16 protein-coding genes and 1 pseudogene are annotated in these 20,669 nt (G+C 55.6%); all 17 read right to left on the bottom strand.

The window, feature by feature from the left end; genetic code table 11:
• Window positions 1-10 precede the first annotated feature (10 nt).
• Window positions 11-1,369, bottom strand: coding sequence for a VasL domain-containing protein (locus ABFX35_RS11890; protein ID WP_346081205.1), 1,359 nt, complete (start codon window positions 1,367-1,369; stop codon window positions 11-13).
• Between the two features lie 73 nt (window positions 1,370-1,442).
• Window positions 1,443-1,913, bottom strand: coding sequence for a hypothetical protein (locus ABFX35_RS11895; protein ID WP_346081207.1), 471 nt, complete (start codon window positions 1,911-1,913; stop codon window positions 1,443-1,445).
• Window positions 1,914-1,950: 37 nt separating this feature from the next.
• Window positions 1,951-2,400 (bottom strand): type VI secretion system baseplate subunit TssE, encoded by a 450-nt coding sequence (gene tssE / locus ABFX35_RS11900; RefSeq protein WP_346081209.1) that lies wholly within the window; start codon window positions 2,398-2,400, stop codon window positions 1,951-1,953.
• Window positions 2,401-2,402: 2 nt separating this feature from the next.
• A complete protein-coding gene (locus ABFX35_RS11905; RefSeq protein WP_346081211.1) occupies window positions 2,403-3,632 on the bottom strand; it encodes a DUF3396 domain-containing protein in 1,230 nt (409 codons plus the stop codon).
• A gap of 9 nt (window positions 3,633-3,641) precedes the next feature.
• Window positions 3,642-4,610 (bottom strand): annotated as a pseudogene (locus tag ABFX35_RS11910) (VRR-NUC domain-containing protein); the annotation flags it as partial.
• A gap of 250 nt (window positions 4,611-4,860) precedes the next feature.
• A complete protein-coding gene (tssE, locus tag ABFX35_RS11915) occupies window positions 4,861-5,316 on the bottom strand; it encodes a type VI secretion system baseplate subunit TssE (protein WP_346081213.1) in 456 nt (151 codons plus the stop codon).
• Window positions 5,317-5,444: 128 nt separating this feature from the next.
• A complete protein-coding gene (locus ABFX35_RS11920; protein ID WP_346081215.1) occupies window positions 5,445-5,900 on the bottom strand; it encodes a hypothetical protein in 456 nt (151 codons plus the stop codon).
• Between the two features lie 101 nt (window positions 5,901-6,001).
• Complete coding sequence (locus ABFX35_RS11925) at window positions 6,002-7,795, bottom strand: DUF2235 domain-containing protein (protein ID WP_346081217.1); 1,794 nt, start codon at window positions 7,793-7,795, stop codon at window positions 6,002-6,004.
• A gap of 2 nt (window positions 7,796-7,797) precedes the next feature.
• Complete coding sequence (locus ABFX35_RS11930; protein ID WP_346081219.1) at window positions 7,798-8,346, bottom strand: DUF3304 domain-containing protein; 549 nt, start codon at window positions 8,344-8,346, stop codon at window positions 7,798-7,800.
• Between the two features lie 29 nt (window positions 8,347-8,375).
• On the bottom strand, window positions 8,376-9,197 hold the full coding sequence (locus tag ABFX35_RS11935) for a DUF4123 domain-containing protein (protein ID WP_346081221.1): 822 nt from the start codon (window positions 9,195-9,197) through the stop codon (window positions 8,376-8,378).
• 2 nt (window positions 9,198-9,199) lie between these two features.
• Entirely contained in the window at window positions 9,200-11,542 is a 2,343-nt protein-coding gene (locus ABFX35_RS11940; protein ID WP_346081223.1) for a type VI secretion system Vgr family protein, read from the bottom strand.
• 4 nt (window positions 11,543-11,546) lie between these two features.
• On the bottom strand, window positions 11,547-12,074 hold the full coding sequence (tssJ, locus tag ABFX35_RS11945) for a type VI secretion system lipoprotein TssJ (RefSeq protein WP_346081225.1): 528 nt from the start codon (window positions 12,072-12,074) through the stop codon (window positions 11,547-11,549).
• A gap of 76 nt (window positions 12,075-12,150) precedes the next feature.
• The gene (gene tssG, locus ABFX35_RS11950) at window positions 12,151-13,230 is read right to left on the bottom strand and encodes a type VI secretion system baseplate subunit TssG (RefSeq protein WP_346081227.1); all 1,080 of its coding nucleotides are present in this window, start codon (window positions 13,228-13,230) and stop codon (window positions 12,151-12,153) included.
• Window positions 13,194-14,963, bottom strand: coding sequence for a type VI secretion system baseplate subunit TssF (tssF, locus tag ABFX35_RS11955; protein ID WP_346081229.1), 1,770 nt, complete (start codon window positions 14,961-14,963; stop codon window positions 13,194-13,196). Before tssF ends, tssG begins: the two co-directional genes overlap by 37 nt.
• 27 nt (window positions 14,964-14,990) lie before the next feature.
• Entirely contained in the window at window positions 14,991-15,653 is a 663-nt protein-coding gene (locus tag ABFX35_RS11960; protein WP_346081230.1) for a DUF2726 domain-containing protein, read from the bottom strand.
• Between the two features lie 13 nt (window positions 15,654-15,666).
• Complete coding sequence (tssA, locus tag ABFX35_RS11965) at window positions 15,667-17,286, bottom strand: type VI secretion system protein TssA (protein ID WP_346081232.1); 1,620 nt, start codon at window positions 17,284-17,286, stop codon at window positions 15,667-15,669.
• The gene (locus tag ABFX35_RS11970) at window positions 17,287-20,658 is read right to left on the bottom strand and encodes an ImcF-related family protein (protein ID WP_346081234.1); all 3,372 of its coding nucleotides are present in this window, start codon (window positions 20,656-20,658) and stop codon (window positions 17,287-17,289) included.
• Window positions 20,659-20,669 lie beyond the last annotated feature (11 nt).

A 20,669-nucleotide genomic window follows, 5' to 3' on the forward strand; every position in this document is an offset into this window, starting at 1 on the left:
CTCCCTGGTATTAGTCACGCTGTTTTTCCTGCGCCAACGTAGAGATTTGAGCCCGGAGGTGCTGCTCAGCCTGCTGAATCTGCTGCTGACGCTGCAGCGAGTCTTCAGGGAGCAGCTTCAACTGCCGAAACTGTTCTTCCACCGGCACGGTCTGGCGGAAGCTTGTCAGCATGCCAAAGACCTGCGATTTAAGCTCACTGACGGTAATGTATTTTCCTCTCTGACCATCAAGCGCATTAAGCTGCGTCGTCAGTTCCTGCAGTTTACTCATCCCTTCGTGCCATCCGTTAAGGGAATCCGCTGAAATCCCGTTCAGCGCCAGCTGCTGCTGCCACTGTGTCTCCAGTTGCTTCGCATCCGGCCGCTCTGGCCAGAGGGCATTCGCCTGAGAAACCAGCCCCTGACCATACTGAATACGCCAGTCCGGTGGCAGTGCTGCCAGCGTGTTCAGGCGGGCTGATGTCTGGCTAATCCAACGAGCAGCCAGTTTATCGTTCTTTGTATTGACGTTGAGCGACGCAATCTCCGTGGATGTCAGCGGGTGTGGGAGAGGCTGCAGGGCAGTATTGATTGTCAGAGCCTCTGCCGACGGATGAGTAAAATAATGCCAGCCAGTGAAGGCCACCGCACTGACCACAAAAGCTGCGGCCATTCCGCTGGCAAATGCTCTTCCCCATTTAGGTGGCGGTGAAGCATCCTGTTGCACCTCAACCTGAACAGCAGGCTCCTGCCTGATGACATAAACCAGCTGTGGCGAACGTTCCCCAACGTGTTGCTCTGCTGACTCACTCCCTGATTCAACAGGCACACTGAGCGCTATACCTGCTGATGCCAGTTCCGGAGAGGATGCATTTTCAAGACGCATAATAGCGCTGCGCACCTGCTGTAATAGCGGTGTTATCTGACTTACAGACTGCAGTTCCTGACGAACAAGGGAATCGTTGAACGCTCCCAGAGTATTTTCCAGATTAAGCAGCGACGAACGATCGGCAGACCCCAGTGAGAATGTACGGAATACTTTCTGCAATCGCTGGAACATTCCCGCAAGGATCTCCACGCGCGCATGCGGACTCTGTGGCCAGAACTGCGCCCACTGATGGCCCAGAATAGCACCAAGAATGCTTAGCCCTTCGTTCATACCTGCACACTTCGCCAGGTGGCTGCGGGCTAGGGTATACCAGGCCCCCGTCTGGAGCTCGATGCCGTTTTTCTCAAACAGCGACAGCGCCAGCTTTTCAACCTCACTCCAGTGGATATCAGGCCTGGCCGGATGGGTTTGTTTACTCATTTCATCGCGCAGGGCGCTGAAATCCGGGAACGATCGGGGATCTCCTCCCGTACGGATAGGATGTGGTTCTGTGCTTCGCATTATGTCGTTATCCCTGAGCATGCGGGCATATGGAGAAGTGATGAGCCTGGTGCAGGCAAAAGCCTATTACCTGTCAGGGTAACAGAGCGTCAACCATCACAAAGAAGGCGTCCTCATCGAATACTGCTCGCCGGCCTGCTGGCGTGCAGGCGGATGTATACGTCCACTCAGCACTTTCGGCCGAGCGCATGAATAGCCTGCCTAAAGCAGAAGACTGTCCTCCGACAACCAGAGTGGCTTCCACACAGCCTGTCACGCCCTGCCCGTACAGAAACACCGGGGTGAATTTCACCATCCGGTTTTCATAATGAAGCGCAAAGCAGGGGATCGGGAACGCAGCGTTGCTGATGAGGATTTCTGTCAACGTGCATTGAACGTCAGCGAGGCGGATCCCCGTTCCTGCCAGCCAGGTTTCAATCTTTTCCCTGAATTCACCCAGGCGCTGGCGAAATTCGGCCAGATCGGCCAGCCCCTTTGTCGCATAGCTGCTTGCCTGTGGCCGGGCATCCTGGAGTTTTTGCAGAAATCGTTCTTTTGCTGACATAAATGTATTCTGATCTCGGTTCGGAGAAGGTGGCGGGCTAAATGTGATTCTGACGGCCTAGATAGTTTTGCTGTTTCATATGACGCACCAACACTCTGCCTTCCGGCATGAATTCTGTGCCATAGCGTACCAGCCCGATGCCCTTTAGCTCGGCATCGATGGCGTAGCGCAGCTCACCCGGTATTTCCTGATCAAGCAGTACAACATCAATGGATTTCAGGCGAGGCTCATATTTCAGCAGGGCCGCAGACAGCGTTGACATCAGCTTATGCGCAATGCCGGGAAGTCCTTGTAGAATGGTAGTCATATCCGGCAGACCGTAGTCTGGCAGATGTGCCAGACTACCGGCGCGGCAGTTAAGGATCCGTTGCATATTATCCAGCACCGACAGGATGACCTGATTTTCTTCACTGATATGCTGAAGGTCGAGATCACCGACAAAGTTGCCGTAAAGCATCTCGCATAATGAGGGCGAATTGCGCGGCATGATCAGTTTCTCGCATCCGGAGTTATGGCAAACACGCTACCACCATCATCTCTTTCGAGCAGCGACCAGCTGGCATGGTGCCTCTGGCCATGCTTATCTTCAAATTCCGGCATAATCTCTCCGGCGCGGGTTTGGGTGTACTGCGTCGTTCCGTTAACAATGGTGGCCCATCGACCATCAAACGGGGATTTTTCACCACTCCAGCAGGTAATCCTGACCGGCTCCCAGGACTTACCTTCATCTTCTTTATCCAGCGCAGCACTGGCTTCATCGAAACGCTTGTACCATTTCGAACTGGACTCATCATCGAACTGGAAATTCTCGTGTTCGGAGTAGAAATGCAGAGAGCGCTTTCCATCAAAGCGAACAGGCTTAATTATCTGGTTTACTTTCACCAGTAATGGCGGTAATTCTTCTGTTTGTATCTCCCCCAGACCCGGCGGTAGTGCTCCAGCCTTGAGAATAAGGCCACCATTATAAGGCAGCAATTCAATCTCTGGTGTGTGCTTCAGCCGATGAGTCAGTTTCTCTTCACCACCGAGTTTATCCACCCATGAATTGCCCAGGATCGTGTACCAGCAAACACTTTTCAGATTGTTGACGACAAACCTGCCGTCAAGCGTACCGATAGAATCCACCATCACGCCCGGAAAACGCTGCGCCAGTTTGTATTCGTAAGGGAACATGCGTTCGAACGCATAGGGCAGAATAAATGAAAGACCAGCATTACCACTTTCAACATTGAAAGTATCACACAGCCACATCAACCATGCCTGATAACGCTCTTTTCCATCTGGCTCTTTTAGCAGAGATAGCGGGAATACCAGTTTAATTACGGAACGGTCATGGTCATTATGGAATATCCGTTTACCCATGATGAAGACTTCATAATCCGGGGACAAGTATGATTCAGTACCACTGCTGAGTATCCAGTCAAAAACTTCCTCAGGAGAAGCCCCAAAAATCTCCTGTCGTTGCTTGGCATAATTTTTTTCCGTTATTGTCGTCCATTTTTTACCCACCAGAGTTTTTTTCAAGTGTGGTTTAAATTCTGCATAATAGCGTTCAACACACCCGACCATTTTTTCTCGGACTTCAGGTGTATGACCATCCTTAAAAAACACAGTGATTATCAGGCCGAGGTTCACCGCCTGACTGCCGTCCTTGTACTTCACCGACGCTTCCGGCATCCACTTCTCGATATAATTCAGGTCTAAGCCATTCAGTTCCATTCTCATTCCTTATTGGGTTGCCAGCGTGCCGACCACTCCGACACCCAGTACTGCAGCCAGCGCTTCCCATGCGGTGATTGCCAGACGAATACTCAACAAAAACGCGGCCAGCAGCGCTTCCGGGACACCTAACGTCACTACCAGGGCACCTACACCTACGGTGACAAGCACCACACCAACGGTGACGGCCACATCCGTCAGTACCTGTACCCAGTTGACCTGCTTCAGCATATCCAGCGTCATATCGGTTGCTTTCTGGATTTTAAACCACGCAGCCCGAAGCTGTTCATCCGTCCATGAAGCCGCAGCACGTCCCGTCTGACTGACCCAGCGCCATGCCTGATGCCCCTGAGAGTATACCCATTCCCCGCTGTCATTCAGCCAGCCCGCAGTCTGACTGAGCTTTTGCTGCATATCTTCTGACAGCGCATGCCAGCCGGCCGCTATATTGTTGATTGCCCCTTCGCTGAGGTCAGCTACGGCTTTCCCGGCATACGTCCAGGGTTCAACTTTTGCAGGCACCGGGATTGCAGGTGGGCGTGGAGTGAAAATAGGCGGATACAGGAACAGCGGCCAGTATTTCGCCCCGCTGGTCTTCCAGGCCTTCATCGTCACATTGACGACCTGATCGCTCCACTGCTGATCTTCTGTGCGACAGTCGTGAATCTCCAGAATAGTCATCTTGCTACGAGCGCCACCGACGATTTTCATATAGTCTCTGTATTGTTCCTGTTCCAACTTGTCCCCGGGAAACTTCACCTCCACCAGGCGCTCCAGATTATCAGTGTGCATCTGCCCTTCCGTGTCCCGCCCGGCAAGCCCCGGCCAGCGATCATTCATGTTTCTCACGATAATGATATCCGGACGGCGGTAGTTACCCTTCCCCGGCACCGGGAAAGGATTGGTGGTGTGCCGCCTGCCAGCACCTTCTTCCAGTAACGAACTGCTGAGAAACGGACGTGGCGGAGTGGTGCGCATACGTCGCATTCTTCTCGTCGCTCTCAACGCGGGTCGTCAGGGTCCCGGCAATCAGCGGGCGTGGTACAGGCTCAGGTCTTATACGGCTTCATGAGGTCTGAATCTGACGCTCCAGTGCCAGGAATACGGGGAATGATTCAGATGAAAAAGACGCATCTGAATATCGTTAAATAACGGGTTCATAATCAAAATCACAAAAAATATATTTTTCATCCGGACCTCCCACACAGGGGCTGCCCGGATAAAAAAATCAGACATGATAATAAGATGAATTGTCCACAAACTGCTGTTGCTTAAGATGTCGCAGCAACACCCTGCCCTCCGGCATAAATGTTGTTCCGTAACGAACCAGTCCGGCCTCTTTAAGTTCTGCATCAATGACATAATGCAACTCACCAGGCTGAGTCTGTTCCTGCATGGTCACATTGACACGCTTAATACGTGGCTCATACTTCAGCAGAACATCTGAAAGCACGCTCATCAGTTGATGTGCCGTCCCCGGCATTCCCTGCAGAACGGTTGTCATATCCGGCAGACCATAATCCGGAAGATGTTTAAGGCTTCCGGCCCGGGTATTCAGAATACGCTGCATGTTATCGAGCACCGACACGATGACCCGATTTTCTTCACTGACCTGATGGAGGTCGAGGCCACCGGTAAAATTTCCGTATAAGGTTTCGTAAAGGGAAGGGCAATGATGAGACATCACAACTTCTTCTCATAATCATTTAATCGTGGAAATAGTTCAATCAACACACTGGAAAGAAGATTGCCGGAGTAAAAAGTCAGTTCGACATTTTAACTTTTCCTTTTTGACGCTGCCTTCTCAAATAATTAATATGTTGTCTGTTTTTTTGATTCCGTAAAAAGCATTATTATAAAAAATACCAACAACCCCATATCGATAAACAAAGATATAAAATTCATTTTCACCAGATTATCAAGAAAATCTGAGACCTGAGAAAAGATAATCAACAACAGGCTAACAACCACAGGATATCGATACCCCATATCACGAAGTCGCTGTACATTTAGCAGCATAAAAACAAATCCTGTAACGATAACAACAAATGAATAAATAAGACCATAGCCAAAAGATATTGAAAACCCAAAACTGGTCAAACTGCTTACGGGCTGATTTATCTTAACACCAGGAAAAGCGCTAACATAAACAGATGTAATAACATTCATAACTACAAATAAAAAAACAGAGAGCAAAACACAATTAAAAAAATAACTCAACCTTGCTCGGCGATGATATTTCATCGCATATTTAATTTTACCAAACATTATCTGATAACATCCCTTTCATTAATAAACCGGGATTGCAAATAAGTTTACTCAACTATTACTTATATCCGGTACTTCCTGTTTTTCATTGAACATAATCACTACCGTGGCTCCATCCACCGCACGGAAAAATACCCGTCACTGATGCCCTCAGCACGCTGTACATCATGCACAAACCACGCATAAAGTACCGACGAATCCACACACCATCTGATCGGCGGCGATTTTCCATCGTGTCCGGCAGCACCGCATTCCAGAAAATATTCAGCACGCGCACGGGCGGGCATAAGGATATTGTCCAGATAAAGCTGAGGGGGATAATGATACTCCTGAGTCAGCAAAAGATGGGCCGCATTCGCAACATCAGACAACCAGCCCCAGTGTTTTTTCAGCAGACGGATATCTTCAGCCACCTCATCCGATGTATGTCTGGCCTGCGGAGTAATGCCCGCAAACCCCATCAACGCACCGGGAGACAACCGAATGCCCGACTGAATACTCTCCAGCCTCCGCAGCTCGCTCTTGTATTCGTAAAACTGCCGCCCCAGCCACTCAAAATAACCATCAAGATGCCGGTTCATCGCACCATAACTCAGCGCGGTGGCATTAACCGCGCTCTGGTACGATTTCACCCACTGCTCAGCCGACTGACTTTCCACGCTGTCACGCATGTCAAAATATGATGCAACTGTCGCAGATACTTCTCTCAATGACTTCAAATCATGGAACGGTACGGTGGCCTTCATGGCCTCAGTGTACATTTTCCGCAGCGACACCCGGCACAGCTCCGCGCTCGGCTTTTGTACATCCGGTTTCAGCCCGCCACCGATATCCTCACTGCACCCCGGCATCAGCAATTCCTGATGTTCAAAACCGTCCCGCCCGGTGCGGTACACGCACCGCCAGCGCCGCCGCTCATGGGTCGCCACCAGATGCAGCGATTTTTTGACGGCCGCCGGTAACGGTGAATGATGGTCGAGAAACTTGCGTCCGAACAGCGAAATGATCTGCCCCGCCATTTCAGCGCGTTTTTCCGGCACCCATTCCAGGACACTGCCCGCATAGTCCAGCCCGTTATCACTGCTCATCGGCGTATCCCGCGAGCAGTCAAACAGCCCGGCAAATACGATATCCACCGGGACACCGCGAAAGGCGGGTTTATCCCCCGTATTCCTGTCGCATATTTCACCCAACAACATATCGATAAATTCCCGCGCCAGCGTGCCTCCCATGTCAAACCCAAACACCGACACGGAAATCAGTCGGACAGGTACATCACCACCTTTTACCGCCTCATCAAAGGACCGTTCAAAGCGCGTTTTCGCGCTGTTAAGACGGGTATCTGCGCCGGTCACCATGCTGTAGGCCCCCACCTCACTGTCGCGTAACCAGGGCGTGGCTTCGATACCCGCCCGGATCACCCCTTTCAGGGTGGCATCCCTCAGCATCTTTAGCTGGCCCCTGGGCGTCAGCAGTTTCTTTTTCATCTCATCGCGGACGTCCTGATTGCTGGCGCCGCCCAGTTTCGCTTTGACGATATCTTTCAGTGCATCGACAGGCTGAGATTTCTCGCTCTCCAGTACCGATTTGCCGGTCCCGTCCATCACCTGCTGAAGTGCTTCCCCCTCTCTTTCGAGAAAGGGCGTGCCCAGCCCGGATATGTAGTGCTTTTGATATGATTCTGTAGAGGTGTTTTTTTCAGGCATTGGATATGCCCGGTACAGCCGGGCAATATTGCTCAGCCGGTTTTCTGGCGCGTCCTGCTCGATATTGCGCCCCACGCCGTCAAAGAAGAACCCGATATGCAGTATCCGCGAGCAGTTCCCCAGCCGGTAATCGCAGGCCTGCTGTGCCCGGTGTGCGGCCGCGATAATCGCGTCCAAATCCATTTCCATGGTCACTTATCCTCTGTGTGCAGTTGTGGCGGAGTGTACTTCGGGCTACGCGGGTCGTAGGGCGAGAATGCGTTATCGCTCCACCCCAGCAGCACCCGGTCACCCGGTAAAAAATGGACGTGCAAATCGTTCTCACCCCGCTTGCGTTCTGGCAGCGGCATCACCAGCCGCCGCTGTTCCAGCCGCATTCCTGCATCGTACTGTGGCCCGGTGACATCCAGCGTCCAGATCACCTCGGCAGTCTTCCCGCTGATACTGCCGCAGCAGGTTGTTGCTCCATTTTCACCCGCATACTTATTACCGGGGTCAAAAGCCCCGGCATTCCCTCCCGCCATGCCGTTCACGCTGAACCCCAGAATGGGCCGGTCAATTTTGCTGTGAATAATCAGCGTCACGCCGCCCATCGGCGGGGCCCAGAACATCACCCACACTATCCACCCGAGCAGAAACACCACCGGCAGAGACAGCACGCCCCAGAGCCACACTTTTCGTCGGCCGTAAAACTGTTTTACTGCAGCATCAATATGTTCAAGTTTTTCTGAAAATCCCATATTCAGTCTCTGTGATATTATTTGTGCATTTATACATGTGAATGATGACTCAATACCTCAGCCAGCGATTTCACACCAGCCACAACATCAGGTAATACAGCCCTCAGTGCATCCGACTCCAGTATCTTTTTGCCCCCATTCAGGTAAAAAAGTGCATACAACACGCGTTCTTTAGTCTTCTCTAACCCCACACGCTCGGCTTTATTCAGCGCATTCATCACCATTAACCGCTGCGCACAGGGTGGAAACATTTTGCTGGTTGTCATCTTCTGCCATTCGTTCAGTACACTGGTGATTTCAGGAGGATCTGCTATCTGCTGCCAGTGGGTGTTGTTCAGCCGAATTATATGGTTTGTGGGGTATTCAACTTCTGACGGTGTAATACTGAGTCGCTGCCATTGCCTTTCTCCGGGAAACCACCACTGCCTGATGCCATCGAACAAAAAAGCATGCCAGTCGCAGTCAGCACACCGGGCCAGCACTTCCATGACATGACTGGCATAAAAGCGTGTCAACGCAGTAGTGCCGTCTGGCCGCACAATTGTACAGCCACGGGATAACTGCACTGCCAGCATTGATGGATAACGCGTTGAAACAATGACTGCGGCACATCCCGGCAAAGACGTCAGATAATCAGGTAACTGCTCTGCATTATCAATTTCCAGCAACCAGGGACCGTAGTTCTGAAATTCTGTCAACTGAGGATGGATATACAGAGAATGCAGCCTGTGAGCATGCTGCTCTTTAAATGCCAGAAAATCGGCCTCCGGCTGCGCTCCGGCTTCAAACAGCAGGCTGATGTTTTCGTCTGAACTGCAGGATAACGCTGTAATGAGTTCTGTACTGTCCATTTTTATGCTCCCTGCACTATCGCATCATTCGCCTGAATAGCTTTAAGCAGACAAGGAATACAAATTTTATTTTCGATTGGCGGGTACAAGACTGGCATTTCTATCCTCTGCGAAGCACCACCTTCCGTGTCCAGTCGTCTGGCCTTGCGGGTATAGGTACCTGCAGTCTCGTACTTGATTTGCCCCTGCTCGATGAGGATGGAGCTCCCGCCGCCCACCAGACGTATTCGCTTCTTCCCGGCCAGCAGCATCTCTCTGGCAGAGATAAGGGTCAGTTTCTGCTCGGCGCTCAGGTGCATCACGCCGTGCTGCGCCTGAAACTGTACCGGCCCCTGAGCCGAAATCAGGCTCAGCTTGCCGTGTTGAGCAAACATTCCCACGCTATCGCCCGCCAGTCCGGTGATATGCCCCTGGGTCCCGATACTGATATCACCACCGGCATTCAGGGCAATATTGTCAGTGGCCACCAGCTGCAGATGCTCTGCGCTGGTAAAAGCCATCCCCTCGGGTGCTGAAAAGTGGATCATCTCATTGAGGGTTTTCAGCCGTGCGGCGAACATTGCCTGCTGGCTGGCGATATCAGCTTCGAGGGCTTTCGCCTGTCGGGTAGCTGTGGCCAGTCCCTCGATTTGCGTCCGGACGGCCTCAATTTCCTTTAGTGCCACGTCCATATCCAGCACATCGCCTTCGCCGTGCACTTTGCCATCGGCGGTGACCAGCAGCCCTTTTGCCACACGTATAACTCCGAACTCATCGGTGCGCAGCTCAAAGCCGGTTCCCCGGGGTTCGTTCCCTGCGTCAACGATATGTCCCTGATTCAGCGCCGTAGCCCCGAACGGGGTACTGAGCGCAATATGCTCGCTTTGGCGCAGGTCTTCCATTCGCAGTTCGTTCTGGCCTGCAGTGCGCAGGATGTTCTGGCTGCGGTTGTCCCGGGTGACCACGTCCGGATGTTCAGAGTCATGAAACGCATGGGCGATATACGGCCGGTCCGGGTCGCCGCCGTCAAAGGCAATCCCCACTTCAGTGCCATCAGTCAGCGGCGTGTGCCAGCCGTACGTTTCACCAGCATACGGCTTCGCCTGGCGTATCCACAGGTAGTTATAGCCCTGTTCGACGTCTTCCCGGCTGAAGTCCAGCTTCACCCGGTAACGCCCCGTTTCATCGAGGTGCGCATACGGCGCATTTTTCTCATCGCTCTCGACGCGGGCCGTCAGCGTGCCGGCAATAAGCGGGCGCGGTGCAGGTCCGGGTCTGAAGCAAAACTGCTCGCTGTAGGGCATGCCCCATACCGAAACGTGCAGGCGGGTGTCACGGGCGGCGCGGAAAGTGGTGAGCGTGATAACCATGCCTTCTTTCAGCTCCGACACATCACTGTCGCCAGTCTCCAGCACCATACCCGGCGTCAGGTGGCTGGCGTTGCTGAAGAGATGCAGGCGGATGGCCCTGTTCAGTTCACGTTCGTGATGGATACGAGCATAAAATGCGCCGCTTTCGGTTTCCGGCTCAGAGGTGGTGTCATCGCCCGCTTCACGATAAGGGGCAAGATAGCGGTAATGTTCGCCGATAGTGGCCGCCTCGTTTCTGACGCTGACCTTCGCATCCATCGGCGTACCGGCCGTGCGGTAGTTGTAGTCCCGGGTGGCCACACTGCCTGTCACCGTGTGGTGCCACACTCTGGCATCCCACACTGCTTCGGCTGCGCCGTCATGCAGCGCTGAAGGCTCACGGTACGGCAGGCATACATCAAACTGATACTGCAGCTGGCTGTCGGCGAAGGTCACCGTATCCAGCCCGGTGGTAGTGTTGACCCCGGTGCGGAACCAGATGCCGTCTTCGGCCAGTATTCGCTGAATAAACTGCAGGTCGGTCTCACGCCACTGGGTTATCAGTTCGCGGACCGGGTAAGTCCGTTCCAGCCGGAATTCAAAATCCGCTCCTTCCAGCCCGTGGCTGCGCAGGACCTGCTCCACCAGTTCCGGTACCGAAACATTCTGCCAGACCGCGCAGCGGCGGGTATGGGCAAGCAGCGCCAGGCGCGAGGAAAGCGTCACAGCGAAATGCGTCTGATCCACGGTCTCTTTGAGGACCTCAAAACCGGTGATAATGCCCTGCACAACCCGGCCTGAAAGCATGCTGAGGGTGGCGTACTTCAGCATCGCATCCTCGCGGGTAATACCTTTCTGAGGTGTGGTGAACTCAATGCGCCATTTGAACGGCGTATTCAGCGCTTCCCGCCCGTGGAAGTTCAGCACATCCGGCTTCAGGATACTGTCGCTTATCTCGAGGCGGTAGCGGGTCTGCCCGTCAAACAGCGCCAGCCAGTTATCGAGGGTGGTGTCCATGGGTTTACTCCTTCACCGGAACCAGGGTCAGCCCGGTGCTGTTGAGCTGGATGGTGCGCGGCTTGTCAGGGTCGAGGTCGTCGCGGCTCAGTACCAGCTTCCAGGTGTTGTTTTTGATATCCGGCCGATTAAACAGCCCCACCACCGCCACAAATTTCGCCTCTTCGCTCATCGGCATATTGAGCGTCATGCTGCCTTTTGGCATCAACAGCAGCGACTTGCTGGCGACGATGTCTTCTTTCAGGGTGTTATCCGCATCACGCAGCAGCTTCTGATAGTTAGCCGCGTCCACCTTCTGGTGGTCCTTCAGCTGGTAGACCTGTACCATGGTGGCAAGCGGGGTCTGGCTTTCATCGGCATTGGCTGCGGCACGTGGCTCGAAGTCCAGGTGCAGCACCTTTATTTTTTTGTAGAAAATGGCTCTGGTTGCGCTGACGGTGCCGTCCGACACGGCCTGAGTCAGGCCACATGCGGTCAACAGGGAACAGAGCAGCATCAGTGCGGCGCTGCGCGACAGGGAAGCGAAAGTCATTCGTGGAGTCCTTTTCAGCGTTCAGAAACAGGGGCGTGTTGAATGTGTCTGGTGTTGGGTATTGCTTTCAGGAATATCAGTCGAAGCGATAGCCGCCGGGCTCGGCCGGCCGCAGGGTCTCACAGGTCAGGCCTTCACAGGTGCCCAGACTTACGGTGAGGTGCGTACGGGTCGTGGGACGGTCGCGCCTGAGACCCAGTACGCCGGTGCGGCCCAGCTGAACCCGGTTTGCCTTACCCAGGCGTGGTTCAGGCAGACAGCTTACCGGTACCGTGAGGCGAAGGCGTACATCGGAGCGATAACCCATGTACACCCGCAGCAGCACCATCATGTCAGTGTGCATCTGACCGCCGGGCAACCAGCCCTGCGCCTCCTGCGGATTGTCAGTCGCCAGCATCAAGAGGATACGGCTGCAGGCTTCTTTGCCGGTCTTGCCGAGTGTGGCCCGCTGTGAGAGGGACACTCGGTTAGCTTTGCCGAGTCCGCTACGGCTCTCAACGGGAACTTTTACCGGGTCCGGGCTGATAACCGTGGCCCGGGTCTCCGGGGCCAGCAGGCTCACCAGCTGGCGGATGCCTTCGGCGTTGCGGGTTGGCAGCCGCATGGTGCCAAGCAGCGCCAGGAAGCGGGAAACCGGCGTGGCAATCTGCTCCGCCGTACCCGGGATGCCAAGACCGACCAGCCCCAGCAGGCACAGAGATGTGTCATCCACGCCGCCGGCTTCGAAGGTAGCCGGGTAAGCGTATTTGCGCCAGATACGGTAGTACTGGGTGTGAATACGGTGGCTGAAGATATCGAGAAACGCGGTGGTGGCTTCATACCCCTCCCGGCGCTGCGCAATATCATCGAGGTACGCCGTCGGTAGCGGGGAGTCCACCCCGTACATTCCGAGGAAAGTGGTCCGCACCGTCGGCGACAGGTCCGGGTGGTCCTCATCGGTTTCAACCGCCTTCAGTTCACTGACCGGGAAGCCCATTCCCGGCCACGGACGAAAGCGCACCGGGTCGGCGGACAGTTTCTCGGTACTGCCCAGTTTCGGCGCGTCCGGGTTCTCTTGCTCCAGCAACTGACAGAAGCGGTAGAAATTAACCCGCCAGATGTCGTCGCGAAGCGCTTCTGTCAGCCCGGAATGTGCTGGCTGTGATTCTCTTTCCATCGCAGTCGTTTCCCTGTCGGTTGCAGGACCAGCGTGAGCTGATTGAAGAGGTGGACATCGGCATAAAGGGCAAAGAAGCGATGCAGCATCTCGCCAAACAGCGTGACGTCGCCCTCCCCGGCAAAGTTATCGGCATTAAGGGTGATTTCAATGTCCACCCCGCGCAGCATAAAGCCCTTTTCAAAGCGACGGATAAGCGTGTGCTTCACGGCAACAATCGCCTCCAGGCGTCGGCGGTTCATCTCATCGTCGGTCCAGTCATACAGCGCCAGCGTGCCGCGTAACACTTCCGGGTTATCCATCATGCTTAAGAAACTTGAACCCAGATGGCTCATCACCCGCCAGTGGAAGCGGTCATTTGCCGGTGGGTAAAGCGGCAAAGTTGGCACCGTCAGGTTCATGACCCGAACCGGCACTTTGCCCGCTTTCACCACCCTGTCCAGCAGCGTACTCTGGAGTGAGCGGCGCGGCAGCTGACCGTTGGTACCTGTGATGCGGATGGAGAGCGACTCCGGGGCCTGTGACAGTTGTTCCAGTTCGAATGACTTACCGCCAAGGATAAGCCAGGTGTCATACAGCCCCGAGGGACCGCGCTTCACGCGGGTGTGGAAGTAACGCTCCGGCGCATCGTGGCGCATCATGCCCCCGCGATGGCGGAAACTGGTGAACGGCACGTACGGATGTTTGCCGTTTTTCACTGCGCCGTGGATGGAGTCCACGCTGTAGATTTCGGTATGCCCGTCCTGCATGCGCATCGGCCGCAGCAGGTATTCGTTCTGCAGCGGGTCAGGCGTCAGCGGGTCCGCTTCCAGTGAGAACAGGTTAATGACCGGCGCACAGTGCAGGCGGAAATTATCGGTCTCAAACGGCATGTCTGACGACCAGCCGCCGTCGAGCACGATATCGGTCTCAAACCAGGTGGTTTTCTGACTCAGCCCTGCCAGCTCGAGGCCTCTGAGCTCCACGAACATAAACTTCTCGCGGAAGCTGAAATACTCCAGCAGCAGCTGGTAGCCACTGAACGCTGAGTCCCCTTTAGGCCACAGCCGGTCGGTATCATCAAAGCCCATGGGTTTACACCAGCCGTCAAAACGAACCCGCTCGGTACGGGTCTCACTGTGGCGGACATACATCGCCTGCACCCGGCGCGTCAGCGCCAGATGCAGAGCCGAGGCCACCGGGCTGTCCGCATCGAGGTAAATGGCCACCTTATCAATCCCGGCTTTCGACCAGTCCACCTTGTCCGGGCATTCAAAGCGCAGGCGGATGGCGGCGCGGCCATCCGGTTCGGTCTGCAGGCGGGCCTCAGCCAGGTGCAGGGGCTGCAGGGGCACTTCGCGGGTGGTGCGGTACTGGCAGACCGTATTATCGGGACCGACCGGACGCGACAGGACGGAAAAGCCGTTTTCAAGCACTTCCATTTTGCGAAGCTGGCGCCAGTCCGGCGTGAATGCCACTACCGACAGCGACGGAATGGTGCGCATGTAATGGGGCCACAGCAGGCTCACCAGCCCTTCTGTCAGTTCCGGCAGGTCATCATCGAGCTTTTCACGCAAACGGCCCATCAGGAAGGCAAAGCCCTCAAACAGGCGTTCCACATACGGATCACGGGCCCCGGTTTTATCCAGATTGAGCATCGCTGCCCGATCGGGGTGGGCGCGGGCAAATTCTTTACCGGCTTCGCGCAGGTAACGCATCTCGGCTTCGTAATAGCGAAGGGTTAAATCATCCATGGGAGAAAGTACTCAATTCAGTAAATTTCAGGAAACGGCCATTCTTTCTTCTACAGCCTTACGACGATCCCACACGGGAGGTTGAGTGTTCATTTCGTCAACGTTGACACGAAGTAACGGAACACCGGCCATTTCAAACATATGTTCGAGCCGTTTATCACGTGCAATACGCTCATCAAGTTCATGGCTTTTATCATCCAGCTCAATGACGCAGACAATTTTGTTATTTTTTCTGGAGACCAGAACATAATCCACGGACATTGCATTAAACTGGGTAAAGAAACGCGCTCTTTCTTCAGCACTGAACGCCTCCTGCTCCGGTAACTTCAAAAAGCGCCCGGGACTCACCTGGCAAAATATCCGACAATATTGACCAAACCACGCTTCGAGCTTTTCCAGATATTGTCTTTCGGTCGGGGTTGTCATGTATTTTTTGTTTTCAAGAATGACACCTTCTTCCACCATTCCCCAGAACAGGTCCTCCTTCTCTTCCCAGCGAGAGTTTCTGTATTTAACGGCTGGATGTGGCGACGACGCGGGGGGACAAGTTGTTGGCTGAGCTTCGCTTCGGACGGTACGGTTCTTCGATGTGGACTGCCGAAAGGATTTTCGCTGACTTTTTCTGTGCTGCACTCCAACCCAGACGCCAGCACCAAAGCTGGCAGCGACCCAGAACAAAACATCCATCATGTTTACCTCTTTTCTAACCGCACAGCACCATCGCCCGGGCGGGGTCAATGGAAATCAAGCCAGCCAGCAGTTCATCCATTTCCGGGGTGAGCCGGGCTTTGTCGCTCTCGCTGCGACCAGCTTTCAGACGCAACAGCCGAAGACGGCGGGCCAGCACGTCAAACAACAGCCCGGGCTCCCAGTCACTGAGGGTCAGCTGCGGAGCACTGGCGGTGAGTTCACCGAGCAGGTGCAGGGCAAGCTCGTTGCGGCCGTACTGCTCTGCCACCCGTGCCATGAGTAAACGAATTAACCAACGGCTACGGGGTGAGGCCATGTCCGGACGATTCTGAAGCCAGGTCAGCGCTGCCTCCGGGCCATCGCGGTCGCCTTTTTCCATCGCTTCCGCTTCCAGCGCAAAAATGTCATCCGTCTGGCCTCCGTTTGCCACCGCAGGCGCATCGGCAAACCCGGGCATGTCATCGTTGACCTTTTCGGCTATCCAGTTCAGTGTCACCTCATCGGCCAGCGGCGTGCCATCGTTCCAGGCAAGCGTCTCCAGGCCTGGCAGGCGTTTCAGTAACAGCCTCAGGTCGCTGAGTATGTACTCCGCCCAGTGCTCCCACGGCCCACCAGCCCGGCTCAGCCCCTGCCACAGATACCACTGCAAATCGAGCCAGAAGCGGTTACCGCCCTCAGAGAACATGACATCCACCTGCTCAACCAGTTCAGTCCAGCTCTGCTGCAGGTACAGACGTTTAAGCTGGGCGCGGTAGTCAGCCTTTGGCGGCAGCAGGCGCGTCCGCCCGGCTGCATCAAGAGCCGGAAGTTGCGTCACCAGGTCCCAGCGGGCGGCCTTCATCATCCTGTGAGCGGCAAGCCAGCCCTGCGGCTGCTCAACCACCCAGCCGGACAGCACCCGGAGCTGACGGACCAGTTCCACTTCCGATTTGACAGCCACGGTTTCCGGTACAGCAGTGCCTGACGTCGGTGTACTGTGGGTGCTTTCACCTGAGCCGTCCGGTCCTGATGAAGCCACCGGTGTATCCAGTCCGCCGCTACCAGCCAGGCGAGTTTCCAGCCTGCGCAGCAAACCGGCAAAGTCAGGGCGTTCCGAATCCGGCAGCTGTTCCAGGGCCGTTTCCAGCAAACACAGCGCGGCAGCTGTTCTGGCTGTCTCCTCACGCGTCACGTCCGGCCAGCGCGAGAATGTATCGAGCACTTTCTCACTGTTCAGCCAGTCGAGTGCGGCCAGTCTTGCGGTGCTGCGCTGTGGGTGGCAGTGCTGCCCCGCCTGCTCCAGCATGGCTGCCAGCAGTATGATGCCATCCGTCAGCCCGGTATCGCCATCACGCTGCAGACGGGCAAAGACATACCAGGTGACCACTCGGATATCACGGGCCTGGTGGGTCAGAATACTTTCCGCCAGGCGGCAAAGCGTATCGGTATCGGTACCGGAGAGTTTGTTGATTTCCTCGCGCATCAGCTGGAAATCATCCTCATAGGTCGGGTCATCCCCGGCCCCATTACCCGTCGGGAGTGGTGTCAGCCACGGCGACCACAGAGAGAGGCTTTCCCGGCTCTTAGCGAGCAGTGCGGTACGCTGGACCGCGTCCGGAAGACACAGGGTCAGGAGCGTTTCTGCAGTCGCCATTTATTCGTCTCCGGCAAGGGTGAGTAAGCCATCAGTCGCGCCCACGGAAAAAATAGTCTGCGGCAGACTGAAGCCCTGCAGTTTGAGCAGTGCCAGTGGCCCGTCACCGAGCTCACTACGCATGATGAATTTCAGCGGATTGCCGTCCGGAGTGATCCACACCAGTTGTGTCCGGCTGCTGTCGAGCGGGGTGATAAGCGCCTTATCCAGCAAACGGATAAAGCCCCAGTTTCCCTGATTACTGGCATACAGGCGCATTTCTGTATTGACTGAGCGCCAGCTCAGATCCACACCGGGGTAATACGTATTGCCCGGCCAGGTGAAGCTCTGCCAGCTTTCCATCTGGTTGAAGTAATCCAGTTTCTGACCATCGAGCGTCAGCTGGGTGCGGGCCACATCGCGTGACGGTCGGGCCATCAGTTCGAAATGAACCCCGGCATCGCCCTGAGCAAAGACGATATCCGAGATATCGGCAAGCTTGTTGATGGCGGCAAGAAACGCCGGACTGATGCTCATTCCCTGACTGGCAGCCGGATCCACCACCCAGTGGTTGCCTTCCTGATGCAGCATGCCCCCGAGGTTGGTTTTGATAAATGCCGCGATACGCCCGGAGTCGCTGCGCAGGAACTGGGCCAGCAGTGGCAGTGAAGCATCGCTGCCGGTGGCCTTAAATGGATAGCGTCCGGCAAAGGCGGTGTTCCACTGCGAAACAATGGTGCTCTGCCAGCGGGCATTGAGGCTGCCTGCCGCCGGAGCCAGCACCTGACGCCAGGCCAGATCGAGCGGCTGCACAAACAATGCTTGACCGAAACCGTTCCACTCCTGCCCGAGACTTGCCGCTACCAGAGAGCCGTAGTCACGGGTGTCGGTCAGATCGATGGCTTTTCCCTGGAAAACAGTCTGGGCCAGCATCTGCGCCATCGCCTGCGGATCAGGGGCGCTGGTCACCTGCTGCAGCTTGAGACGCACCTGGGTTACACGGGCAAGCCAGGACTGGAAGCTGAGGTTACCGTTTGAGCCGGTACCGTCCTTGCCGGCCATCAGCCCCGTGAGCGGACCAAAGACGCCATCCAGCGCCCCTTTCGGCCCCTGCGCCTGTTCAATAAACTGTTTTGCACTCTTCTGACGCCCCACCAGTTTTTTCGCCGAGTCCACCAGGGTGTCAGCCAGAGCCTCTCCTTTTGTCCCGGTCTGTCCCTGCCAGGCAAGCGTATTCATCAGCGCCACCAGAGGGGACTGACGCACATCTGCCAGCAGGTTCAGCTGCGCAATGGCCTCCGAAAGCGATGACGCTTCGTGCCACTGAATGCTGTTGGCCATGTTGAGCCAGGCGTTGCCAAAATCGGTGAAGTAACGCCCGGTCAGGCGCTGTTTCAGCGCTTCCGGTGACACATCTCTGCCCGGCTGATGGGTTTTGTCGGTCAGCACCCAGTCGATTTCATCGCGGCGTGTCTTCACTACCTCATCAATCGCATCTTCAACCTGCTCTTCCCACGCCTGACGGGTGAACATCCCCGGCACCACTTCTTCAGAAGAAAACAGGGTTGACGCGTCCGTGTCGCCGGTCATATCCGCCAGGGTTAAATCCGGCCAGTTTCGGGCAATGCGCCCGAGCATCTCCTGGTACAGACCGGATTCGGCGTTACGCTGACCAATTTGTTTGAGCAAAATCTGGCGCACCGTACCCACCAGTTCGCGGTCAGGGGTAATTTTCCATTCCGGGTGTGCCGGCAGATTCTGCGCCCAGAAGCCGAGCAGCTTCGGCGCCTGGGTCTGCCACACGCTGTCCGGCACGCCGCTGCGGTGCGGCCAGGCCTTCAGCATATTGCCTGCCAGCCACTCCGCATCCGCTTTGTCTGGACGGGCCAGCATCAGGTAGCCTTTAAGCAGCCCGTAGGTTTTCTGAGTGGCAGACGTGCGCGCTGTGCTTGCCGGTGGCAACTGCACAAAAGCGTTGAGCTGACGGTGAAGTTCGTCAGCCAGTGCATCACGCATCAGCGCCTGGTTGTTACGGGCATACAATGGCCAGAGCAGCTTCAGCGTGTCGCTGTCCTGGTTCAGGCCAAAGCGGGTGTACCACGGCGCGCCGTGCACTTCGCGGTTCTGCAGGCGGGCGATGGTCTGCTGCAGAGCTAACTGGTTACGCAGGCGATCCGACAGAGGCTGTTTAGTGTCAGCAGCAATCCGGGCCGTATCCTGGGCCAGCCAGATTTGGGTGCGGTTGACGGACAGGGACAGTAGCGTACCCGCCCCCCAGAGCAGTACCAGACCGAGCAGTACCAGGCGCAACACCTTTTGCCAGTGGAAACCGATTTTACGGGCATGCACCTGCAGGCTGTCGTTTTCGAGCGCCTGCCAGACCGGTGGTGAAAGGTGCGCATGCGGCACCGTTTCGGTCCCTGGCAATGCCGGACTGAACATCACCCCACGCAGACGATATGGGGCTGGCCCGGACATCAGCGTGGTCAGCAACGGGATCAGGGAGCGTCGCAACGAGCCGCGCAGGGCTTTCGACAGGCTCAACAGCCAGTGGTGCTGAGAGTTCTCCAGCAGCGCCGACACGCCTGGGGTTTGCAGGTCTGACGAGAGTGAGGTCAATGTCGAACGGACCTCTTCCGTTGTCGCACCAGGACCAAACAGCGCGCCGGCTGGAGGTACACCCACTCCGTCCTGGTCCCAGGAGCCTTCCCGGACAAGCCACAGCCAGACCGGCAGCTGCCAGCCCAGCTGAGTATCGGTTTTCTGACGTACACGCACCAGCGTGTCCTGCTTCGCTGTATCGGGCAGTGCAGCCGTGTTCATCACCTGCACCACGCCATCCAGCGGACGCCGTGGTCGCACTGCTTTGAGCACGGACAGGAACTCATCATCCGGCACGCTTTCCGCCAGACCGCCGTAAATAAGCACAATACCGTCACTTTCCTGCCAGTGATCGCCCTTAAGACCCGGCACCACCTTTTCGATATTACTGTCGGTACCCTGTACCAGCAACAGGCGAACTTTGGCTTTCCAGCGACGACGGTAGCGCAGGCGCAGATGATCGACCAGCGCCTCAGCCACAAACCGGGAGGTGTCCGCGTCGGTATGCTTTGCTTCAGGCTGGGATGCAGCAGCCTGCTGTCCGGAGGCGACCACATCCAGCTTTCCCTGTTTCTCACCGTTCTTAGCGAATACGGTTTCAAGCACCCAGCCGATAATCAATACTGCCAGCATCAGCAGCAGGCTGATTATCACTATGCCGGTCGTACTGAATGGCCCTATATTGAAGGTGTCCTTAACCCACTCCGGCCATAACAAGAGTGCGCCGCCAATGAGGCAGACAGACAGTGCGCCCAGAAGCAGCGCAAGCAGAAAAGTGGATGCGATTTTCATAACGGAGGAGA

The sequence above is a fragment of the Gibbsiella dentisursi genome (assembly GCF_039539505.1).
GTDB classification, from domain to species: Bacteria; Pseudomonadota; Gammaproteobacteria; order Enterobacterales; family Enterobacteriaceae; genus Gibbsiella; species Gibbsiella quercinecans.

Excerpts from the sequence above, each read along its gene's own strand:
- ABFX35_RS11890 (WP_346081205.1), bottom strand. The coding sequence starts at position 1,369 with ATGCGAAGCACAGAACCACATCCTATCCGTACGGGAGGAGATCCCCGA.
- ABFX35_RS11895 (WP_346081207.1), bottom strand. The coding sequence starts at position 1,913 with ATGTCAGCAAAAGAACGATTTCTGCAAAAACTCCAGGATGCCCGGCCA.
- ABFX35_RS11970 (WP_346081234.1), bottom strand. The coding sequence starts at position 20,658 with ATGAAAATCGCATCCACTTTTCTGCTTGCGCTGCTTCTGGGCGCACTG.
- tssE (WP_346081213.1), bottom strand. The coding sequence starts at position 5,316 with ATGTCTCATCATTGCCCTTCCCTTTACGAAACCTTATACGGAAATTTT.
- ABFX35_RS11920 (WP_346081215.1), bottom strand. The coding sequence starts at position 5,900 with ATGTTTGGTAAAATTAAATATGCGATGAAATATCATCGCCGAGCAAGG.
- ABFX35_RS11940 (WP_346081223.1), bottom strand. The coding sequence starts at position 11,542 with ATGGACACCACCCTCGATAACTGGCTGGCGCTGTTTGACGGGCAGACC.
- ABFX35_RS11925 (WP_346081217.1), bottom strand. The coding sequence starts at position 7,795 with ATGGAAATGGATTTGGACGCGATTATCGCGGCCGCACACCGGGCACAG.
- ABFX35_RS11930 (WP_346081219.1), bottom strand. The coding sequence starts at position 8,346 with ATGGGATTTTCAGAAAAACTTGAACATATTGATGCTGCAGTAAAACAG.
- tssA (WP_346081232.1), bottom strand. The coding sequence starts at position 17,286 with ATGGCGACTGCAGAAACGCTCCTGACCCTGTGTCTTCCGGACGCGGTC.
- tssE (WP_346081209.1), bottom strand. The coding sequence starts at position 2,400 with ATGCCGCGCAATTCGCCCTCATTATGCGAGATGCTTTACGGCAACTTT.
- tssG (WP_346081227.1), bottom strand. The coding sequence starts at position 13,230 with ATGGAAAGAGAATCACAGCCAGCACATTCCGGGCTGACAGAAGCGCTT.
- tssJ (WP_346081225.1), bottom strand. The coding sequence starts at position 12,074 with ATGACTTTCGCTTCCCTGTCGCGCAGCGCCGCACTGATGCTGCTCTGT.
- ABFX35_RS11935 (WP_346081221.1), bottom strand. The coding sequence starts at position 9,197 with ATGGACAGTACAGAACTCATTACAGCGTTATCCTGCAGTTCAGACGAA.
- ABFX35_RS11905 (WP_346081211.1), bottom strand. The coding sequence starts at position 3,632 with ATGGAACTGAATGGCTTAGACCTGAATTATATCGAGAAGTGGATGCCG.
- tssF (WP_346081229.1), bottom strand. The coding sequence starts at position 14,963 with ATGGATGATTTAACCCTTCGCTATTACGAAGCCGAGATGCGTTACCTG.
- ABFX35_RS11960 (WP_346081230.1), bottom strand. The coding sequence starts at position 15,653 with ATGATGGATGTTTTGTTCTGGGTCGCTGCCAGCTTTGGTGCTGGCGTC.